Consider the following 16,547-nt stretch of genomic DNA (forward strand, 5'->3'; position numbering starts at 1 on the left):
CCCCCCCCCCCCCCCCCCCCCCCCCCCCCCCCCCCCCCCCCCCCCCCCCCCCCCCCCCCCCCCCCCCCCCCCCCCCCCCCCCCCCCCCCCCCCCAACCCCCCCCCCCCCCCCCCCCCCCCCCCCCCCCCCCCCCCCCCCCCAAACACCCCCCCCCCCCCCCCCCCCCCCCCCCCCCCCCCCCCTTCCTCTCCCCCCCCCCCCCCCCCCCCCCCCCCCCCCCCACAGCACGTCGCAACAGGGCGGTCGGGCCAGAGCAGTTCGCCGTTGGACGTCAGCATCCTGACCAGCCTTCCGCCACGGAAGCAGAAGCGGCTGATAGCCGGCCTCCGCCAGAATCTCCACAGTTGTCCTTCGGCGAGGAGATTGACCAGGCCCAACTTCCGGGCATGTGTGATGCCCGCGCAGCAGGCCGCTCGCCCAGCCCTGCCCTGAACTCGCTCTCCCTCACCCGGTGCGGCCGGCCACTCCTACAGTGACGGCAGACGCGGCTCTACCCAGGAACGACAGACGGACCTGACGGTCGGCATCACGCTCGACGACGGTGGCGGGACACTGCCGGTGAGCGGCGACGGGCTGCTGCGGGTGGAGACCCGCCGCAGTGCCGGTACGCCGGCGGACAGCCATGTACCGACCGGCACGCGCGACCGGAGCGGCTCGTCCTGAGCGTAGACGGCGCGGACGAGGCCCTGCGCACCGCGAAGGGCTTCCTGCCCCGGCGTTCGCACCGAGTGGAGGCCGGGTCCGCGGCGCGCGGGGACACGGGTATCCGCTGGCACCGAATTCTCTCGGCACCGGCCGGCTGCTGCCCGACGGTCGTCTCCAAGGCGTCTCCACGTCGACCGGGGACGGAACGGGGACCGAGCCGATGTGGAAGCTGCCATGGAACACCCTGCTGGAGATGTGGCCGTGAGCGAGGTCTGCTGCCGAGCGCGGTGACCCGGTTCCCGTACGTGCCCTCGGCAATGTGACCGTTGTTCGCCCAGACCATGACTCGGGCCGCCGGATCGCCGTCGCAGGCAACGCCGGACCAGCCAACGTAGCCGAAGAAGGCTCCCCGTTACGCCGAACGACAGGAAGTCCGAGTGGTCGCAGCAGGTGGGCGTCCGGCTGCGGGACCGCCGGTACCGGCAGAGCGCCGCTCTCGGTCATGGTCTGCTGCGGCACGGTCATTCCTGGCCGCGGACCACGGTGACGGGGCAGTGGGCGTGGTGCAGCAGAGCCTGGCTGACGGAGCCGAGCAGCAGGCCGGTGAAACCACCGCGTCCCCGGGCGCCGACGACGACCAGTTGGGCGTCGCGGCTGGCGTCGAGCAGGGCCGGGCGGATCCGGGCACGCTCCAGCCGCCGCTCCACCGTGACGTGGGGAAAGACCTTCTGCCAGGGCGCGACCGTCTCGTCCAGCAGGCGTTGCTCGGCCTCTCGGAGCCGTTCGATGTCCACCACCATGGCGTTGAGGGGGTCGCCGGGGCCTTCGTAGGCGCGCTCGCTCCAGGTGTTCCAGACGTGCAGGACCACCAGCGGAGCCCCGCGCAGAGCGGCCTCGGCGAACGCGAACTCCACCGCCGCCCCACCGGCATCGGAGCCGTCGACAGCCAGCAGCACTGCTCCGGACGGATCGGTGCGGCCTCGCACCACCATCAGCGGGCAACGGCCGTGCGCGGCCAGATGCACCGCCGTCGAGCCCAGCAGCAACCCCGAGAACCCGTTCAGTCCCCGGCTGCCGACGACGGCCAAGGAAGCCGACCTCGATTCGATCTCCATCACCTCCAACGGCTCCCCCGCCACCACCGACCGGGTAACAGCCACGCCCGGTGCCGCCGTGTGGGCCCGTTCCTCGGCATCGGCCAACACTCCCCGGGCCATCGGCTCCAGACCGTGGTCGGCCGGGCTCCACGGCGGCCCGCCGGCCGGTCGGTGCCCGGGCGCATGGCCGAACGCGTGCACGATCCGCAGCGGGGCACCGCGCAGGCGCGCCTCACGAGCCGCCACGTCGACCGCCTCAAGGCTGGAAGCGGAACCATCCACCCCTACGATCACCGGATCAGTCATTGCAGTCTCCCGTCCCTGGGCGCCGCCGATGCGCGGCTCCGTGATCCTCATCCTTGTCGCAGCCAATCCATTGCGCCCAGGGACCAACGGGCCGCCTTCAGGACCATTCGGTCCTGAAGGCGGCGCTGACCCCGTCGCGACCGAGAAGGGCACCCGCTTTGCGCGCGCACATGCCCTGCGGTGCCATCAGCATCTGTTCGGCAGTCCGCTTCCGCACCCCGGACGCGCTGGCCGCCCCGCGCCAGAGCGTGGTCAGTGCCGCGCGCCCGCCGCCCGCACCACTACGACCGGGCAGTGGGCGTGGTGCAGCACGGCCTGGCTGACCGAGCCGAGCAGCAGTCCGGCGAACCCGCCGCGCCCTCGAGCGCCGACCACCATCAGCTGTGCGGAGTGGCTCGCGTCGATCAGAGCCTCGCGCGTTCGGCCGTGCACCACCCGGCGCTCCACCACCACGTCCGGATACCGTGCCCGGTAGCCCGCGAGCGCCTCGGACAGCAGTGTTTCCTCCTCCTCGGCGAGAGCGCCCGGTGGGTTGGCGTACGGGGCGGAAGCGTCCTGCGGAGCGGGCAGTGGCGCGTTCCACGTCGTCCAGGCGTGCAGCGCCACCAGGGGGGTCTTCCGCCTCTCCGCCGTGGCGAAGGCGAAATCGACCGCCGGTGCGCCCGCCTCTGACCCGTCGACGCCCAGCACGACCGGACCGTCCGCGAGGGGTTGCTCGCGAACCACCAGCACCGGACACCGCCCGTGTGCCACCAGGTGCACCGCCGTCGACCCGGCCAGCAGCCCCACGAACCCGCCCAACCCCCGGGACCCCACCACGACCAGCTCGGCCGCACGGGATTCCGCCTCCAGGACGGTCAGGGGCTCGCCGGTCACCACGGCGTGACTGACCTCGACGTCCGGCGCCACCGTCTGCGCCCGCCCGACCGCCTCGGCCACCAGACCCCCGGCCATCTTCCGAAGCCCGTCCTCCGACGGATCCATCGGCGGCGGCCCCAACGGCGACGCGCCTCCTGGAGAAGGACGAGGAAGCACGTACGTCACCGGCCAGACCAGCGCGTGCACCACCCGCAGCCCTGCCCCGCGCGCCCGCGCCTCCCGAGCCGCCGCCTCCACCGCGGCGAAACTCGACTCCGACCCGTCCACACCCACAACCACCAGACCACTCATCATGCCTCCTGCGTATGGACCGCCTGACTCTCGTATCCCAGCTCACTCCACACGTGCTCCCCCTGTCATGGGGCGTGTGGGCCACTTTCAGGGCCGACCGACCCTCAACGCCCGTCCGACACGACAGCTCCGGCGACCCGACCGGAGCCAGTCGTCGTACGGGGCCCGTCCGGCCCTCCGTCCGGGGCCGTTTGGGCCCTGTCGGCCCCAGCACGACGCGAGGAAGAGTGCCCCGTGGGACTCCGCGGCCGAGGCCGGAACTTGAGCTGTTGTCCTCGGGTGCCGAATACCTAGGGCACGGCGGTCGGGTACCGAGCCGCACGACAACCGATTAACGGCAGATGGGATGAGTGCGGGTGGACGTGAACGAAGTGCTGCTGCCGGGTGTGGGACTCCTCTACGAGTTCGTCAATCTGGAGGGCGACAAGGTCGGTGTGGTCGCACGGCGCTCGGGCGACTTCGAGCTGGCGGTTTACGGAGAGGGGGACCCGGATCAGGCACGGGCCGTGTTCCGGCTCACCAGCGAGGAGGCCGACGTCCTCGCTGAGATCTTGGGCGCGCCGCGCATCGCCGAGCGGTTCGCGGATCTGACCAAAGAGGTGCCCGGGCTCAGCGCCGGGCAGGTCGAGGTGCTCGCCGGCACCCCGTTCGTCGGCCGCCCACTGGGAGAATCCAGGGCACGGACGCGGACGGGAGCGTCGATCGTGGCGATCGTCCGTGGTGAGGAGGTCGTCCCGTCCCCGGGGCCGGAGAAGGTCCTCAGGGCGGGGGACGTACTGGTGGTAATCGGGACCCGCGAGGGCATCGCCGCGGTGGAACAGCTCATCCGGGGCTGAGCGGATGCACATCTCGGTCGCCCTGCTGCTGGAACTGGGCATCATCCTCGCCCTGCTGAGTGTGCTCGGCACGCTGGCGCGACGCTTCGCGCTGTCCCCGGTCCCGCTGTATCTCCTGGCCGGCCTGGCGCTGGGCGAGGGAGGGATCGCCCCCGTTCCAGCAGCCGGCTCCTTCGTGGAGACCGGCGCGGGCATCGGCGTCGTTCTTCTGCTGCTGGTGCTCGGTCTCGATTTCACCGTGCCGGAGTTCACCGTCAGCCTGCGCCGCCACCTCCCCTCGGCGTGGGTCGACCTCGTGCTGAACGCGACCCCCGGCGCGGTGGCGGGATGGCTGCTCGGACTGGACGCGGGAGGCGTCCTCGCCCTCGCCGGCGTCACCTACATCTCCTCATCGGGCATCATCGCCCGGCTCCTGGGCGACCTGCGGAGGATGAGCAACCGCGAGACCCCAGCAGTACTGTCCGTGCTGGTGCTGGAGGACTTCGCGATGGCCGCGTACCTTCCGCTGCTCGCCGTCGTGGCCGCCGGAGGCACATGGCAGCAGGCTCTGCTCGGGGTGCTGCTGGCCCTGGGCGCGGTGGCGGCCGCGCTCACCCTGTCCTACTGGTGGGGGCACCACCTTGGACGACTGCTGTCGCACCCCGACGCCGAGCAGCTGCTGCTGCGCGTCCTGGGCGTGACACTGGTCGTCGCGGCCCTCGCGGAGGCCGTCCACGTCTCGGCGGCGGTCGGCGCCTTCCTGATCGGGCTCTCCCTCACGGGTGAAGCGGCCGACCGGGCGCGGAAGGTATTGAGTCCGCTGCGAGATCTGTTCGCCGCCGTGTTCTTTCTCGCCATCGGCCTGTCCATTCCACCGGACTCGCTGCTGCCGGTACTTCCGGTCGCCCTGCTCCTGGCCGTGGTCACCGCCGCGACGAAGGTGGCGTCCGGTTGGTACGCGGCACGCCGCGAAGGAGTGGGACGCCGAGGACGGTTGCGGGCAGGAACCGCGCTCATCGCCCGGGGTGAGTTCTCCATCGTCATCATCGGCCTCATGGGCACCGGACATGACCGGCTCGGCGCCCTGGTGGCCGCCTATGTCCTCCTGCTCGCCGTGGCCGGCCCCGTCATCACCCGCTTCACGGGACCGCGCCCCTCCGACGCGAGGCGCTCACCACGCCGCAGCACGCCGGTGTCCTGATCCGCCAGACGGCACCACGCCCCCATGGGGTTGGCGTCCAGCCTCGAAGTACCACCGTATGAGCCTGCGACAGCACGGGGCCCAGCGCCGGGCGCACGGCCCTGCGGAGCGGGCCGCCGCGAAGCTGCATCCCGCGCTTCTCCCCCGTCCGGCGCTCCTCCTGGGGGCGCAGCGGTACAACCGGGCGGGCCAGTGAGGCCGAACGGCTCCCCAACGGGGCCGATCGGCACATCACTCATACCCCCTGCTGGGGGCAGTCTGAGTCAAGAGTCCTCGCCCTAGGCGCATGCGGTTCCGACCGGCAACATGCCACGGCCGGACAGCCGTTGGAGAAAGAAGGGAACCGGCACGATGATCACCACCAGGATGACCGCGGCTCTGCCGACCGCACACCGGAACCGGCTGATGCGCACGGCTCGGGAAGCCGTGTTCGAGCCGGGCGCCCGTCTGTTTGAGGAGGGCGGGCCCGCAGACCGGTTCTGGGTGATCCGGAGCGGCACTGTCGCACTCGACTCGCAAGCCCCCGGGCAGTCGGCCCCGGCCATCGGTTCTCTGGGGCATGAGGAGCTCCTCGGATGGTCCTGGCACTTTCCGCCCTACCGGTGGCAGTTAGGCGCCCAGGCTTTGAGTCAGGTGCGCGCCTGGGAGTTCGACGCGGCGACCGTGCGGGCCATGTGTGCCGCAGACGCGGAGTTCGGACGCTCGATCGCTGTCTGGGTCGGCTCGGTGGTCGCATGCCGACTCCAAGCGACACGTGAGCGGCTCCTCGACCTCGACGCTCATCGCGGCGGCCGAGCCGGAGCGTGAGCACGCCCTTCGACGCAGCCGGTCGTCTCGTGTCCCGCACCACGCGAGCGATGAGGTGGTCCGCCGGTCGACCGGCGGACCGCCTCAGTCCGCTGGTCTCGACTCTCAGCTGGAGTACGCGTGAAGAAGCGTGAAGAAGACGGTCGGCTCAGCCTCGAAACGCGCGATGGCCTGCCGACGGCGTTCTCGTTCCGCAGGCTCTCGGCGGTTTCGGGACGACGGACACCACACCCACCGTTCCAACCTCGTGGTGACCGCGGAGCCCGCAACGTCGGCCGCTGTCCCGACCGAGCGTGCTTCTTGAGCGCCGTGGTGCCTCCCGACGTCACCATTGCCGCGCCCCTGCGTCCAGCAGCTCCCTCGCGGCCCGGCACACCAGCTGTACCGTCACCGCGAACTCTCCGGTAGGTGCTCTGCCCGCGTGTCGCGGTTGACCGGAGCTACCCCACCGCGGGTAGGGGCCGGTCCGCTGTTCCCGTCGTCCGGCGTCGGAGCCTGTGCCTTCACTGCGGTTCCGGCACGACCACGACAGGGCAGCCGGAGTGGTGCAGGACCGTGTGGGCGACCCGTCCGAGACGGGGCCCCAGGCGGCCGGGACGTTGTCGGCCGACGACGAGGAGGCCGGCGTCTCGCGAGGCGGCCAGGAGGACCCTGTGGGCGGGGCCCTCCACTGTGCGCCGCCGCACCCGTACCTCCATGGGAGCGTCGGCGAGAGCTACCTCCAGCTCCTTGGCCGCCCTTTCCTCGTGCAGGCGCTCAGGGCCACCAGTGAGTAGAGGGTGGTCAGCCGTCTCGTGCAGGGGGCACCGCCATGCCCGTACCGCTTCCACCGCGACACCGCGCCGCTTCGCCTCGGCGTAGGCGAAGCGCACGGCCGCTGTCTGCGCATCGGCCACTCCGACGACGATGTGGTCCTGACGTCCGGCGACCGTCCGGTTGCTGTGGTTGCCACGGATCACGACGACAGGGCAGTCCGCTTGCGCGGCCACGGTCAGGCTGACGGAGCCCAGGAGCAGATCTGCCAGACCGCTGCGTCCACGGCTGCCCACGACCACGGCGGACGCGTCGCGGCTCTCGCGCACGAGGGCGTACTCAGGCTCCTCCAGCATGTCGGCGGTCGTCAGGAGCAGCTCGGCATGATGGCGCAGCGCCCGCATGGCCGCGGCCGCGAGGATGTCCTCCGCGGCGACACGCCCGGACGTGTTGCCCACCTCCGGCGCGAGTGCGGGCCCTTCGTAGCGCTCCCACAGGGAGGCGTACACGATCCGCAGGGACACCCGGCGCAGGGCGGCCTCGTCGGCCGCCCAGTCGACGGCCCGCAGGCTGGGCTCGGAGCCGTCGACGCCGACGATCAGGGGCGGGTCCCTCGCTCTCAGCCTCCCACGCCGAGGTCGAAGACGATGCGGGCCTTGACCTTGCCGTGCAGCACTTCGTCGATCGATTCGTTGACGGCGGTGAGCGGTCGGGTCTGCTGGATGACCTTCGTCCGGCCGTCCGCGTGGAGCTGGAAGACCTCTGCGAGGTCCTGGCGGGTGCCGACGATGGAGCCGATCACCGAGGTGCCGTTGAGCACGGTGTCGAAGATGGGCAGCTGGATGGTGCCGTGCGCGGGCAAGGCCACCATGACGAGCTTCCCACCGCGCCGCAGACCCGAGTTCACGGCTTCGAACGCGGCCGGGCTGACCGCGAGGGCGAGGGCTGCGTGGGCGCCGCCGTGCCGTTTCAGCTCCGCCCCGACGTCCTGGGTACGGGCGTCGATGAGGATGTCGGCGCCCAGTTCCCGGGCGAGTTCCAGCTTCTCGTCGGTGATGTCGATGGCGGCGACGGTGGCGCCGGCGATCTTCGCGTACTGCACCGCCAGATGGCCGAGACCGCCCACGCCGGAGATGGCGACGAGCTGTGCGGGGCGGACGCCGGCGACCTTCAGGGCCTTGTAGGTGGTGACGCCCGCGCAGGTCAGCGGGGCCGCGTCGATGGCGCTGACGGCCTCGGGTACCAGCTGGGCGAAGTCGGCCCAGGCCAGCATCTTCTCGGCGTATCCGCCGTCGCAGCCGTAACCGGTGTTGACCTGGCTCTCGCACAGCGTCTCCCAGCCCGACAGGCAGTGCTCGCACCGCCCGCACGCGCTGCCGAGCCACGGCACGGCGACCCGTTGACCGACGGCGAGGTGGCTGACTCCCTCGCCGAGCTTCTCCACGAGGCCGACACCTTCGTGACCGGGCACGAACGGCGGTGTGGGCTTGACGGGCCAGTCACCGTGCGCGGCGTGGATGTCGGTGTGGCACAGCCCGGACGCTTCGACGCGGATTCGGACCTGCCCGGGGCCGGGCTCGGGGTCGGGGCGCTCCTCGATGACCAGGGGCTGACCGAATTCCCGTACGACCGCTGCCTTCATGATGTCCTCGTTCTTTTGTGTCGGGGGTGCGTCAGTCGTGCGCGACGACGGCGACGGGCGCGGTGGAGTGGTGGAGCACCGCGTGGGTGACGGCACCGATGTGGGTGCCGAAGGGGTTGCGGCGTATACGCCGGCCTACGACGACGAGGGAGGCGTCACGGGAGGCGTCGATCAGGAGCGCGGCGGCGCTGCCCGGGCGGGACACCTCGACGACCTCGACGTCCGGGTACTTCTGCCGCCAGGGACGCAGGGTCTCGGCGAGTGCGTCGGCTCTCTGGCGGGAGAACTCCTCGTGGTGCTCGAAACCCGACCCTACGGTGTACACGGCATAGGGCCACGAGTCCCAGGCCTGGACCGCGTACACGGCGGCCTCCCGACGCTTCGCCTCCTCGAAGGCGAAGGCGATGACGGCATCGTCGGGGCTGCCGAGGCCGAGGACGACGGGGCGGAACGCGGTGGCGGCGGACGGAATACCGGCGGGGTCCATGACGTGCTCGTCGACGGCCTGTTCCCCGGCGCGCACCAGGACCACGGGGACCTGGGTCCGGGCGATCACGGCCTGTCCGACGGAGCCCACGAGGAAACCGCCGAGCCCGCTCAGCGCCCGGGACCCCAGGACCAGCAACTCAGCGTCGCGGGCGGCTTCCACCAGTGCCTCGGTCGGCATCCCGCTACGCTGCTCGGTACTCACCTCGACCCCCGGGTGGCGCAGCCTGAGCCCTTCGGCGGCCTCGCGCGGAACCCGCTCGGTCCAATGCTGGTGGGTCTCTGCTCCCAGGAGCGGGGCCTGAGCCATCGGTTCCGGCACCGGCATCCACACGTGCATCAGCCGCACCGGCAGGTCACGCAGCTTCGCCTCGCGCGCCGCCCATTCCGCAGCGGCTCCGCTCTCGGCCGATCCGTCGAGTCCTACGGTGATCGTGCGGGCCATGATGGTCTCCTCCGGTCTCGGATGCTCTGGTTCCAGCGTCGCTGTTCGGCCGGTTCTCGGGGCAGGGGCCGCTGGTCCCCCGATGGGGCCGACCGGCCCCATCGGCGCGGATTGTGCGGCGGTCCGAGGCGCCGGGTTGCTCAGCCGCGGTCCTCCGTTGCCTCGGACGGGGGCGGAAGCGGACGGACACAACCGCGCCAGGTCGAGCGGCACCGCGGGGGCACCGCTCGGGCCCGGTGCTAGCGGGCAGTCCGCCCAGCCGCTCCGGTCGGCGCGGGAGAGAGCGCGTCGCACGCGCCTTCGTCCGCACGGCAAGGGGATACGAGCGCGGTCCTACCCGGGGGGACAGTCGTGAGGCACGACCGCCACGGGGGCTGTGGCGTGGTGCAGAACGGCGTGGGTGACCGGGCCGAGACGTCGCAGGCCCGCCTCGTGGCTACGCCGCCCGACGACCACGAGGCCGGCATCGGCGCTGTTGGACAGCAGGACCTCGGTGGCAGAGCCGACCTCGAACCGCTCGACGACCTCGACCTGCGGATACTTGTCGCGCCATGGCTTGAGGGTCTCGGCCAGGACCTCCCTGTTGATCTGCTCCAGCTCGTTCGCCCCGTCGACCAGGTACAGCGAACCCGGGCTCCAGGCGAGAGCCGTCGGGACGCTCCAGGCGTGTACGGCACGCAGGGTCCCTCCGCGTTCGGCCGCGGCTGAGAAGGCGAACTCCAGGACCGCGTCACCGATCTGCCCGGGTTCCACGCCGACCACCACCTCCAGAGCCTGCTGGGGCGTGCCGGAACGCGGCTTCCCGACCATGACGACCGGCCCGGCCGCATGGCGCAGCACCCTCATCGAGACAGAACCGATCAGGTAGCCGGTCAGGGTGCCGTAACCGCGCGATCCCAGCACCAGCATGTCGGCGCGTGCGGCTTCGGCCAGGAGAGTGGGAACCGGGTCGTCGACGATCAGCTCAGTCGTGATGTCCAGGGCCGGATGCTGCCTGGCGACACGGGACCGGGCCTCGTCGAGCATGTTGCGCACCCAGCGCTCCTCGGCCGCCCGGTCTCCGACGTACGCCACGTCGGTGGGGCGCCAGACCCAGGCGTGCACCAGCCGCAGGGCCGACTCTCGGCGCTCCGCCTCCTGGGCCGCCCAGTCCGCCGCCGCAGCAGCGTGGTCGGTCCCGTCCAGTCCTACGGTGATGATGCCGGACATGTTTGCCTCCTGATGCTGCCGCTGAGAGGCGAGGACTCCAGCGGTCGTGATGACGTGATGGTGTGAGCCTCACACGGGGCCGGCATCCGACACTGGGGCCGATCGTCCCTGGTGTGGGCCTGAGCGGCCCTGGTTGTACAGCCAGGCGGGGGCTCGCACAGGTCTCGGGTCGCGGTGGACGGTGCGACCGCCGGAGGGGCCGGCTCTGCCCACGACACCCTGTTCCGTGACCTCGACCTGCGGGAACGCGCCGCGCCACGGCCGCAGTACGTCCGTGAGCGCGCTGGCTTCGCGCAGTCCCCGGGCGACACGGTGGCCGGGGTGCGGATCACCGATCCGCGGATCTACACGTCCGGGTGCGGGAAGGCCTGTCGCAGGTCGTGCCGGGCGACGATGCCGGACCGGCGCGGACAAGAGCCCGGTGGTCGGCTTGGCGGCAGGCGTGTCCACGCGTCAGGCGTGAGCGACGACGGCGACCGGTGCGATGGCATGGTGCATGACCGCGTGGGCGACGGCACCGATGTGCGCGCCGAAAGGGCTGCGGCGCACGCGCCGGCCCACGACGACGAGGGAGGCGTCGCGAGAGGCGTCGATCAGAAGGCCGGCGGGGCTGCCGAGCCGAGAGACCTCGGCCACCTCCACATCCGGATACTTCTCCCGCCATGGCAGAAGCACTTCGGCGAGTGCGATGGCCTGCTCCCGGACGATGTCCTCGCGGAGGTCCACCCCGGCGGCCAGGCTGTACGCGTAGGAGGACGGGAGGTTCCAGCCCGTGGCGACGGTCAGCGTGGCATCGCGACATCTCGCCTCCTCGAACGCGAAAGTGATCATCGTGTCGTCGGGGCTGTCGGTGTCCAGGCCCAGGACCACAGGCCGCAGACCGGTAGCGGTGGACGGAGGACCGGCGGAGTCCTCGACGTGCTCGTCGGCGGCCCGTTCCCCGGCGCGCACCAGTACCACGGGTATCTCGGCCCGGGCGACCACCGACTGGCCGACCGACCCGACCAGGAAGCCCGCGAGGCCACTCAGGGCACGGGACCCCAGTACCAGCAGTTCCGCGTCGTGCGTGGCGTCGAGCAGAACCTCGGCCGGAACTCCTGTCCGCTGCTCGGTGGTCACCTCCACGCCAGGGTGACGCAGCTTCAGTTCCTGCGCGGCTTCCCGAGGGATCCGCTCGGTCCAGTGCAGATGTGTCTCGGTGCCGAGAGGCGGAGCCTCGGCCATGGCCTCCGGCACCGGCTGCCACACGTGCAGCAGCCGTACCCGCTGCTTCCGCAGCACCGCTTCGCGGGCAGCCCACTCAGCTGCTGCCCGGCTCTCGGGTGAGCCGTCGAGTCCTACGGTGATCGAGCGGGTCATACCGCCCACCTCCTGTGTCATCCAGTCTGTTCTCAACGTGCCTTGCGGGGTCCCCCGGGGCAGGGGCCGCTGGTTCCGGAAGAGAGCCGACGGCCCCTGTCGACGGGCCGGTGAGGCGGGCCGTTCGGCGGGCCCGTCCCATCAGCCGTGTTCAGCGCAACCACCGGTGGTCACGGACGACCGGGAGCCTGGCCCACAGCCGGCCCAGACCGAACACGTCACCGGCCGAGACAGCGGCCAGAGCGATCAACATCACCGCGTAGACCAGGTGATAGTCGGCGAACGGGTTCGTCGACATGCTCGCCGACCCGTCCGAGAGGTGCTGTGCGGGCGGCCACTCAGCCACCCACATCAACGCCATCATCAGCGTTCCCGCGAGCGCCGTCAGACGCAGCGCCACCCCCGCCGTCAGAGCCAGCCCGATCCCGAGCAGACCCAGCATGAACAGCCAGTCCGCCCAGGCCGCACCGGCCCATGCGTGGAACGTCGACTCCATCGGGCCAACAGCGACATGCCCGAGGAAGCCCGCGGTGGGCGAAACACCGTCGATCCAGCCCCTGCCGGAGGCGGTCGCGTAACCGAGGCCGAACGTCTTGTCGAGGAAGGCCCACAGGAAGACGAAGCCCATCAGCACACGCGCCGGGGCGAGCACGTAAGCCTGAGCGGTACGTGTGCCGGCACCCGCCGACACGGATGCCTCCGGTCCGGGAGCGGCCTGCTTCCCGCGCAACGACGGCAGGTGGAGATTCGAGCGGCGGTGGGTGGGCTGGTGCACGGCCATGACGATGGTCCCTTCAGCACTGTCCGAGTGGTTCGCGACATCGCTCACTCTTCCGGCCCTCGCCACCGCAGGCCCGACGCCGAAGGTCCGCAGTGCAGGGCCGAACGGCCCTTAAATGAAGGGTCGTTCACGACTCCTGGCAGAAGGAGGCTTCTGAACCTCCGGGAATGACGGCGTGTCAGTCCTCGTTGAGACTGGCCGAGAGGGCCGAGCCGGGCGAGAGGGGCGAGCCGGGCGAGAGGGGCGAGCCGGTCGAGACGAGGAAGACCACTGCCAGACCGTGGGAGATCGACGACGAGTCGTGGGCGCGCATCGAGCCGCTGCTGCCGATCGTCCGCGTAATCCGCACCGTCCAGGCCGACCATGCTCCGCCCTGCCCGGCCGGGCAGGGCGGCAGCGCCGCGTCGTGCAGCTTCCGGATGGCGGCGCCCGCCGCCGCCGACGACCCGGTCGACGGCCCGCCGAGGCGTCCAAGCGTCGTCCCCGGGAGCGCGGCGATCGCGAGCACGGGCGGCTTGCGCGACAGGGCCTCCGGGGTCGGGACTGGCGCGAGGCACATCACCTCGGCCTCGACGTCGATGCGCGCCTGATCGGCGTCCACCTTCAGAAACACGTCACCGACGCGCAGAGTCGCGCGCTCGGAATGAGCGACAACGGCTGTGACCCCATCCGTGGGCGACCGGTATCCCGGAAGAGCTCACCGACATCCCCAGATTCGTCGCATGCGCGGACACAGCTGCCCGCGTCCCGCTACCCGACAGCCTCGTGCGCAACACTGACCCTTGACCAGGTCGAGCCCACCACTTTTGTCAGGAGTCCTCAGGACGGCCGAGCGAATAGGCCGGACCAGTCCCGCAAGGTCCGCGCGCACGCCCGGCCACGGGCAGGGGCCGGGCGGGGATCACCCCTGCCGGACTCGGACCTGTACGTAAGGGTGTATCGAGGAGCCCCGCCACGCCCGTCCTCTCGCCACGGGAATGACCGGTCGGGACTGCCGGGTCGTGTCGCCCCTGCACCACGTCTGCCCCGGCGATCAGGCCACGCTCGTGTACGAACGCACGACACCCCTACCAGGACCGCCGGGAACCGACCGGTGCCGCGTGTCACGGAAGCAGGGGAGAGCGGCGACGGGACGGACGCCGACCGGGTCGCCGAGAAAAGGGCCGAAGGGCCGCTCAGCAGCTGAGCCGCGCTTCACTAGACGGGACGGGCACCCTCCGCGGTGCCCGAGGGCTGTCCCAGGGGAGCATGCCACACGAGTCGAGCCCCCTTTCCTTCCGGGCTCTGCAGCTCCATGTCGCCGCCGAGCTTCCGCGCGCGTTCCGCCATGTTGGCCAGGCCGCTGCGGCGGCCTCCGGCCGGGACGCCGACGCCGTTGTCCGTGACCGTCAGGCGGACCTGCTTGCCGTCGGTGTCCAGCACCACGTCGGCGCGGTCGGCGCGGGCGTGCCGGGCGATGTTGGTCAGGGCCTCGGTGAGGACGGCCATGACGTGGTCGGCGGTCCTGCCGGGCACATGAGTGTCGAGCAGGCCCTCCATACGGACGCTGGGGGCGAAGCCCAGGAGAGGAGCTGCCTCACCGATCGCGCGTACCGCGCGGGAGCGCAGGCCGGGTGCCGTTTCGTCGTCGCGGGAGCGCAGGCCGAAGATCGTCGACCTGATGATCTTGATGGTTTCGTCGAGGTCGTCCACCGCCCGCAGGATGCGCTCGGAAGCCACGGTGTCCTGGACGCGCCGCCCGGCGCTCTGCAGCGTCATGCCGGTGGCGAAGAGCCGTTGGATGGCCAGGTCGTGCAGGTCGCGTGCGATCCGGTCGCGGTCCTCCAGCAGCGTGATCTGCTCGGCGTCCTGACGGCGCTCCGCCAGCTCCATGGCGACGGCGGCCTGCGCGGCGAAGACCTGGAGCGACTCGGTTTCCTTCCCGGTGAACTCCCGGCCGCCCGACTGCCGGACCAGCAGGACCACTCCCTGGGCCTCGTCGCGCGAGCCGATGGGTACGGCGACGGCCGGTCCCAGCTCGTCGGAGTGCGGCGGGCCGACCGAGAGCGGGGAGTCATGTGAGAGGTCCGCGGTGCTGACGGGAGCCCGGTGAACGAACGCCTGCCCGACGAGAGTGCCTTCCACCGGCAGGACGACTCCCCGCCAGATGTCGGCCTCCTGGCCTATCGCGAGTTCAACGGCGAGTGTGTCCGTCCCGCTCACCGGCACGGCCACCACGCTCAGGGTCGAAGCGGTAATCTCCCTCGCCCGGTCAGCGATCAGCGGCAGCACCCCGCCCTGGTCGGCACCGGACATCAACGTGTGGGTGATCTCCGCGTTCGCCTGAAGCCAGCGTTCCCGCAGCCGGGACTCCTCGTAGAGGCGAGCGTTGTCGATCGCCACACCGGCCGCCACGGCCAGCGTGGCGAGCACCGACTCGTCGTCCTCGTCGAACTGCTGCCCGCCACGCTTCTCCGTCAGGTACAGGTTCCCGAAGACGTGATCGCGCACCCGGATGGGCACGCCGAGGAAGGTGTTCATCGGCGGGTGGTGGGCCGGGAAGCCGTAGGAGGCCGGGTGGTCGGAGAGCTTGGGCAGCCGCAACGGCTCCGGGCGACGGATGAGCTCGCCCAGGATGCCGTGGCCTTCCGGGTAGGGCCCGATCCTCGCGATCTGTTCCTCGTCCACACCCACCGTGTGGAAAGCCGACAGCCGTTTGCCGTCCGGGCCGATCACCCCAAGCGCGGCGTACTCGGCGTCGACCAGGGCCGCCGCGGCCTGCACGATACTGCGCAGCGCCTGCTCCAGGTCCAGCTCACGGCCCACCGACAGCACGGCCTCCAGCAGGCTGTGAACCCGGTCCCGGGTCCCGCGCGCCGCGTCCAGCCGGGCTTGCAGCTCCTCCAGCAACTCGTCCAGTCGCAGTTGCGGCAGCCGCACCCGTGCCTCACGGGCTCCCTCGGCGTTCTCCACCCGCTGCTCCTCCAACGCCACACCGCCTGGCGGCCGTCCCGTGCACCACCACAGTAACGGCTCGAACGGGAGCAGGACCGGGGACCGTGGCAGCCGTGCGGGCCCGTCGGCCGGGACTTCGCCTTCAGCGCCCTTCGGGTCGCATACGATCGCGGGCCTGGGTGGCGATGACCGCGGCCTGGATGCGGCGCTCCACGCCGAGCTTGGCGAGCAGGCGGGAGATGTGGTTCTTCACCGTCTTCTCCGCGAGGTACAGCCGCTGGCCGATCTGCCGGTTGGTCAGCCCTTCCCCGATCAGGTCGAGGATCTCGCGCTCGCGGTCGGTCAGCCCCGGCAGCATCTCCGGCTCCTCGGTCGGCTCCTGTCCGCTCCGCAGCCGCGCCATGAGCTTGGTGGTGGCGCTCGCGTCCAGCAGCGACTGGCCACGGGCCACCGTCCGCACGGCCGTGACCAGGTCCGATCCCTGGATCTGCTTCAGGACGTACCCGGCGGCTCCCGCCATGATCGAGTCCAGCAGTGCTTCCTCGTCGTCGAAGGAGGTCAGCATCAGACAGGCCAGGTCCGGCATCGCCGAACGCAGTTCGCGGCAGACGGTCACCCCGTCGCCGTCCGGCAGGCGCACGTCGAGGACGGCCACGTCGGGTCGCAGGGCGGGGACCCGCACCAATGCCTGCTCCGCCGTGGCCGCTTCTCCGATGACCGTGATGTCTGGTTCGTCCTCCAGCAGGTCGTGCACCCCTCGCCGTACCACCTCGTGGTCGTCCAGAAGGAAAACCCTGATCGGCTCCCCCGTGCTGCCGTCCTGCTCGCCGTGCGCCATCGACCGCTCCTCGTATCCCTCGTCCTGTGCCGCCATCCTCATCTTCTCGGACAGCCCG

15 protein-coding genes and 1 pseudogene are annotated in these 16,547 nt (G+C 71.3%); 4 read left to right on the forward strand and 12 right to left on the reverse strand.

The genetic code is table 11. From position 1 onward, the window contains the following. Positions 1-1,167: 1,167 nt before the first annotated feature. Together ACZ5WC_RS26865 and ACZ5WC_RS26870 are read right to left on the reverse strand one after the other, a co-directional pair. Positions 1,168-2,049, reverse strand: a complete 882-nt coding sequence (locus tag ACZ5WC_RS26865) for a universal stress protein (protein ID WP_468543208.1) — start codon at positions 2,047-2,049, stop codon at positions 1,168-1,170. 252 nt (positions 2,050-2,301) lie between these two features. After that, positions 2,302-3,219, reverse strand: a complete 918-nt coding sequence (locus ACZ5WC_RS26870; protein WP_468543354.1) for a universal stress protein — start codon at positions 3,217-3,219, stop codon at positions 2,302-2,304. A 356-nt stretch (positions 3,220-3,575) separates the two neighbouring features. On the opposite strand from ACZ5WC_RS26870, the gene ACZ5WC_RS26875 reads away from it, so the two are divergent. The 4 genes from ACZ5WC_RS26875 to ACZ5WC_RS26890 all read left to right on the forward strand — a co-directional run bounded on the left by ACZ5WC_RS26875 (position 3,576) and on the right by ACZ5WC_RS26890 (position 6,042). Beyond that, positions 3,576-4,055, forward strand: a complete 480-nt coding sequence (locus ACZ5WC_RS26875; protein ID WP_468543209.1) for a cation:proton antiporter regulatory subunit — start codon at positions 3,576-3,578, stop codon at positions 4,053-4,055. Positions 4,056-4,059: 4 nt separating this feature from the next. Continuing rightward, the gene (locus ACZ5WC_RS26880) at positions 4,060-5,235 is read left to right on the forward strand and encodes a cation:proton antiporter (protein ID WP_468543210.1); all 1,176 of its coding nucleotides are present in this window, start codon (positions 4,060-4,062) and stop codon (positions 5,233-5,235) included. A gap of 58 nt (positions 5,236-5,293) precedes the next feature. Continuing rightward, a complete protein-coding gene (locus tag ACZ5WC_RS26885) occupies positions 5,294-5,431 on the forward strand; it encodes a hypothetical protein (RefSeq protein WP_468543211.1) in 138 nt (45 codons plus the stop codon). A 155-nt stretch (positions 5,432-5,586) separates the two neighbouring features. Then, complete coding sequence (locus ACZ5WC_RS26890) at positions 5,587-6,042, forward strand: cyclic nucleotide-binding domain-containing protein (protein ID WP_468543212.1); 456 nt, start codon at positions 5,587-5,589, stop codon at positions 6,040-6,042. 503 nt (positions 6,043-6,545) lie between these two features. On the opposite strand, the gene ACZ5WC_RS26895 is transcribed toward ACZ5WC_RS26890, so the two are convergent. The 10 genes and pseudogenes from ACZ5WC_RS26895 to ACZ5WC_RS26940 form a co-directional block, all read right to left on the reverse strand. Further along, positions 6,546-7,418 carry a universal stress protein gene (locus ACZ5WC_RS26895; RefSeq protein ID WP_468543355.1) on the reverse strand — a complete coding sequence of 291 codons (873 nt, stop codon included), beginning with the start codon at positions 7,416-7,418 and terminating at the stop codon, positions 6,546-6,548. Further along, entirely contained in the window at positions 7,415-8,437 is a 1,023-nt protein-coding gene (adhP, locus tag ACZ5WC_RS26900) for an alcohol dehydrogenase AdhP (RefSeq protein ID WP_468543213.1), read from the reverse strand. The genes ACZ5WC_RS26895 and adhP overlap by 4 nt, the downstream gene beginning before the upstream one ends. 31 nt (positions 8,438-8,468) lie before the next feature. After that, positions 8,469-9,368, reverse strand: a complete 900-nt coding sequence (locus ACZ5WC_RS26905) for a universal stress protein (protein WP_468543214.1) — start codon at positions 9,366-9,368, stop codon at positions 8,469-8,471. 333 nt (positions 9,369-9,701) lie between these two features. Then, a complete protein-coding gene (locus ACZ5WC_RS26910; RefSeq protein ID WP_468543215.1) occupies positions 9,702-10,577 on the reverse strand; it encodes a universal stress protein in 876 nt (291 codons plus the stop codon). 453 nt (positions 10,578-11,030) lie between these two features. Next, positions 11,031-11,936 (reverse strand): universal stress protein, encoded by a 906-nt coding sequence (locus ACZ5WC_RS26915; RefSeq protein WP_468543216.1) that lies wholly within the window; start codon positions 11,934-11,936, stop codon positions 11,031-11,033. A gap of 151 nt (positions 11,937-12,087) precedes the next feature. Further along, the gene (locus ACZ5WC_RS26920; protein ID WP_468543217.1) at positions 12,088-12,717 is read right to left on the reverse strand and encodes a hypothetical protein; all 630 of its coding nucleotides are present in this window, start codon (positions 12,715-12,717) and stop codon (positions 12,088-12,090) included. A gap of 178 nt (positions 12,718-12,895) precedes the next feature. Further along, positions 12,896-13,066: a hypothetical protein gene (locus ACZ5WC_RS26925; protein ID WP_468543218.1), complete on the reverse strand. Its 171-nt coding sequence runs from the start codon at positions 13,064-13,066 to the stop codon at positions 12,896-12,898. 4 nt (positions 13,067-13,070) lie between these two features. Then, positions 13,071-13,345 (reverse strand): annotated as a pseudogene (locus ACZ5WC_RS26930) (aminoglycoside phosphotransferase family protein); the annotation flags it as partial. A 569-nt stretch (positions 13,346-13,914) separates the two neighbouring features. After that, positions 13,915-15,669, reverse strand: coding sequence for a GAF domain-containing sensor histidine kinase (locus ACZ5WC_RS26935; protein WP_468543219.1), 1,755 nt, complete (start codon positions 15,667-15,669; stop codon positions 13,915-13,917). 124 nt (positions 15,670-15,793) lie between these two features. Continuing rightward, positions 15,794-16,489 carry a response regulator gene (locus tag ACZ5WC_RS26940; RefSeq protein ID WP_468543356.1) on the reverse strand — a complete coding sequence of 232 codons (696 nt, stop codon included), beginning with the start codon at positions 16,487-16,489 and terminating at the stop codon, positions 15,794-15,796. Positions 16,490-16,547 lie beyond the last annotated feature (58 nt).

The organism is Streptomyces sp. NPDC033165, assembly GCF_055577965.1.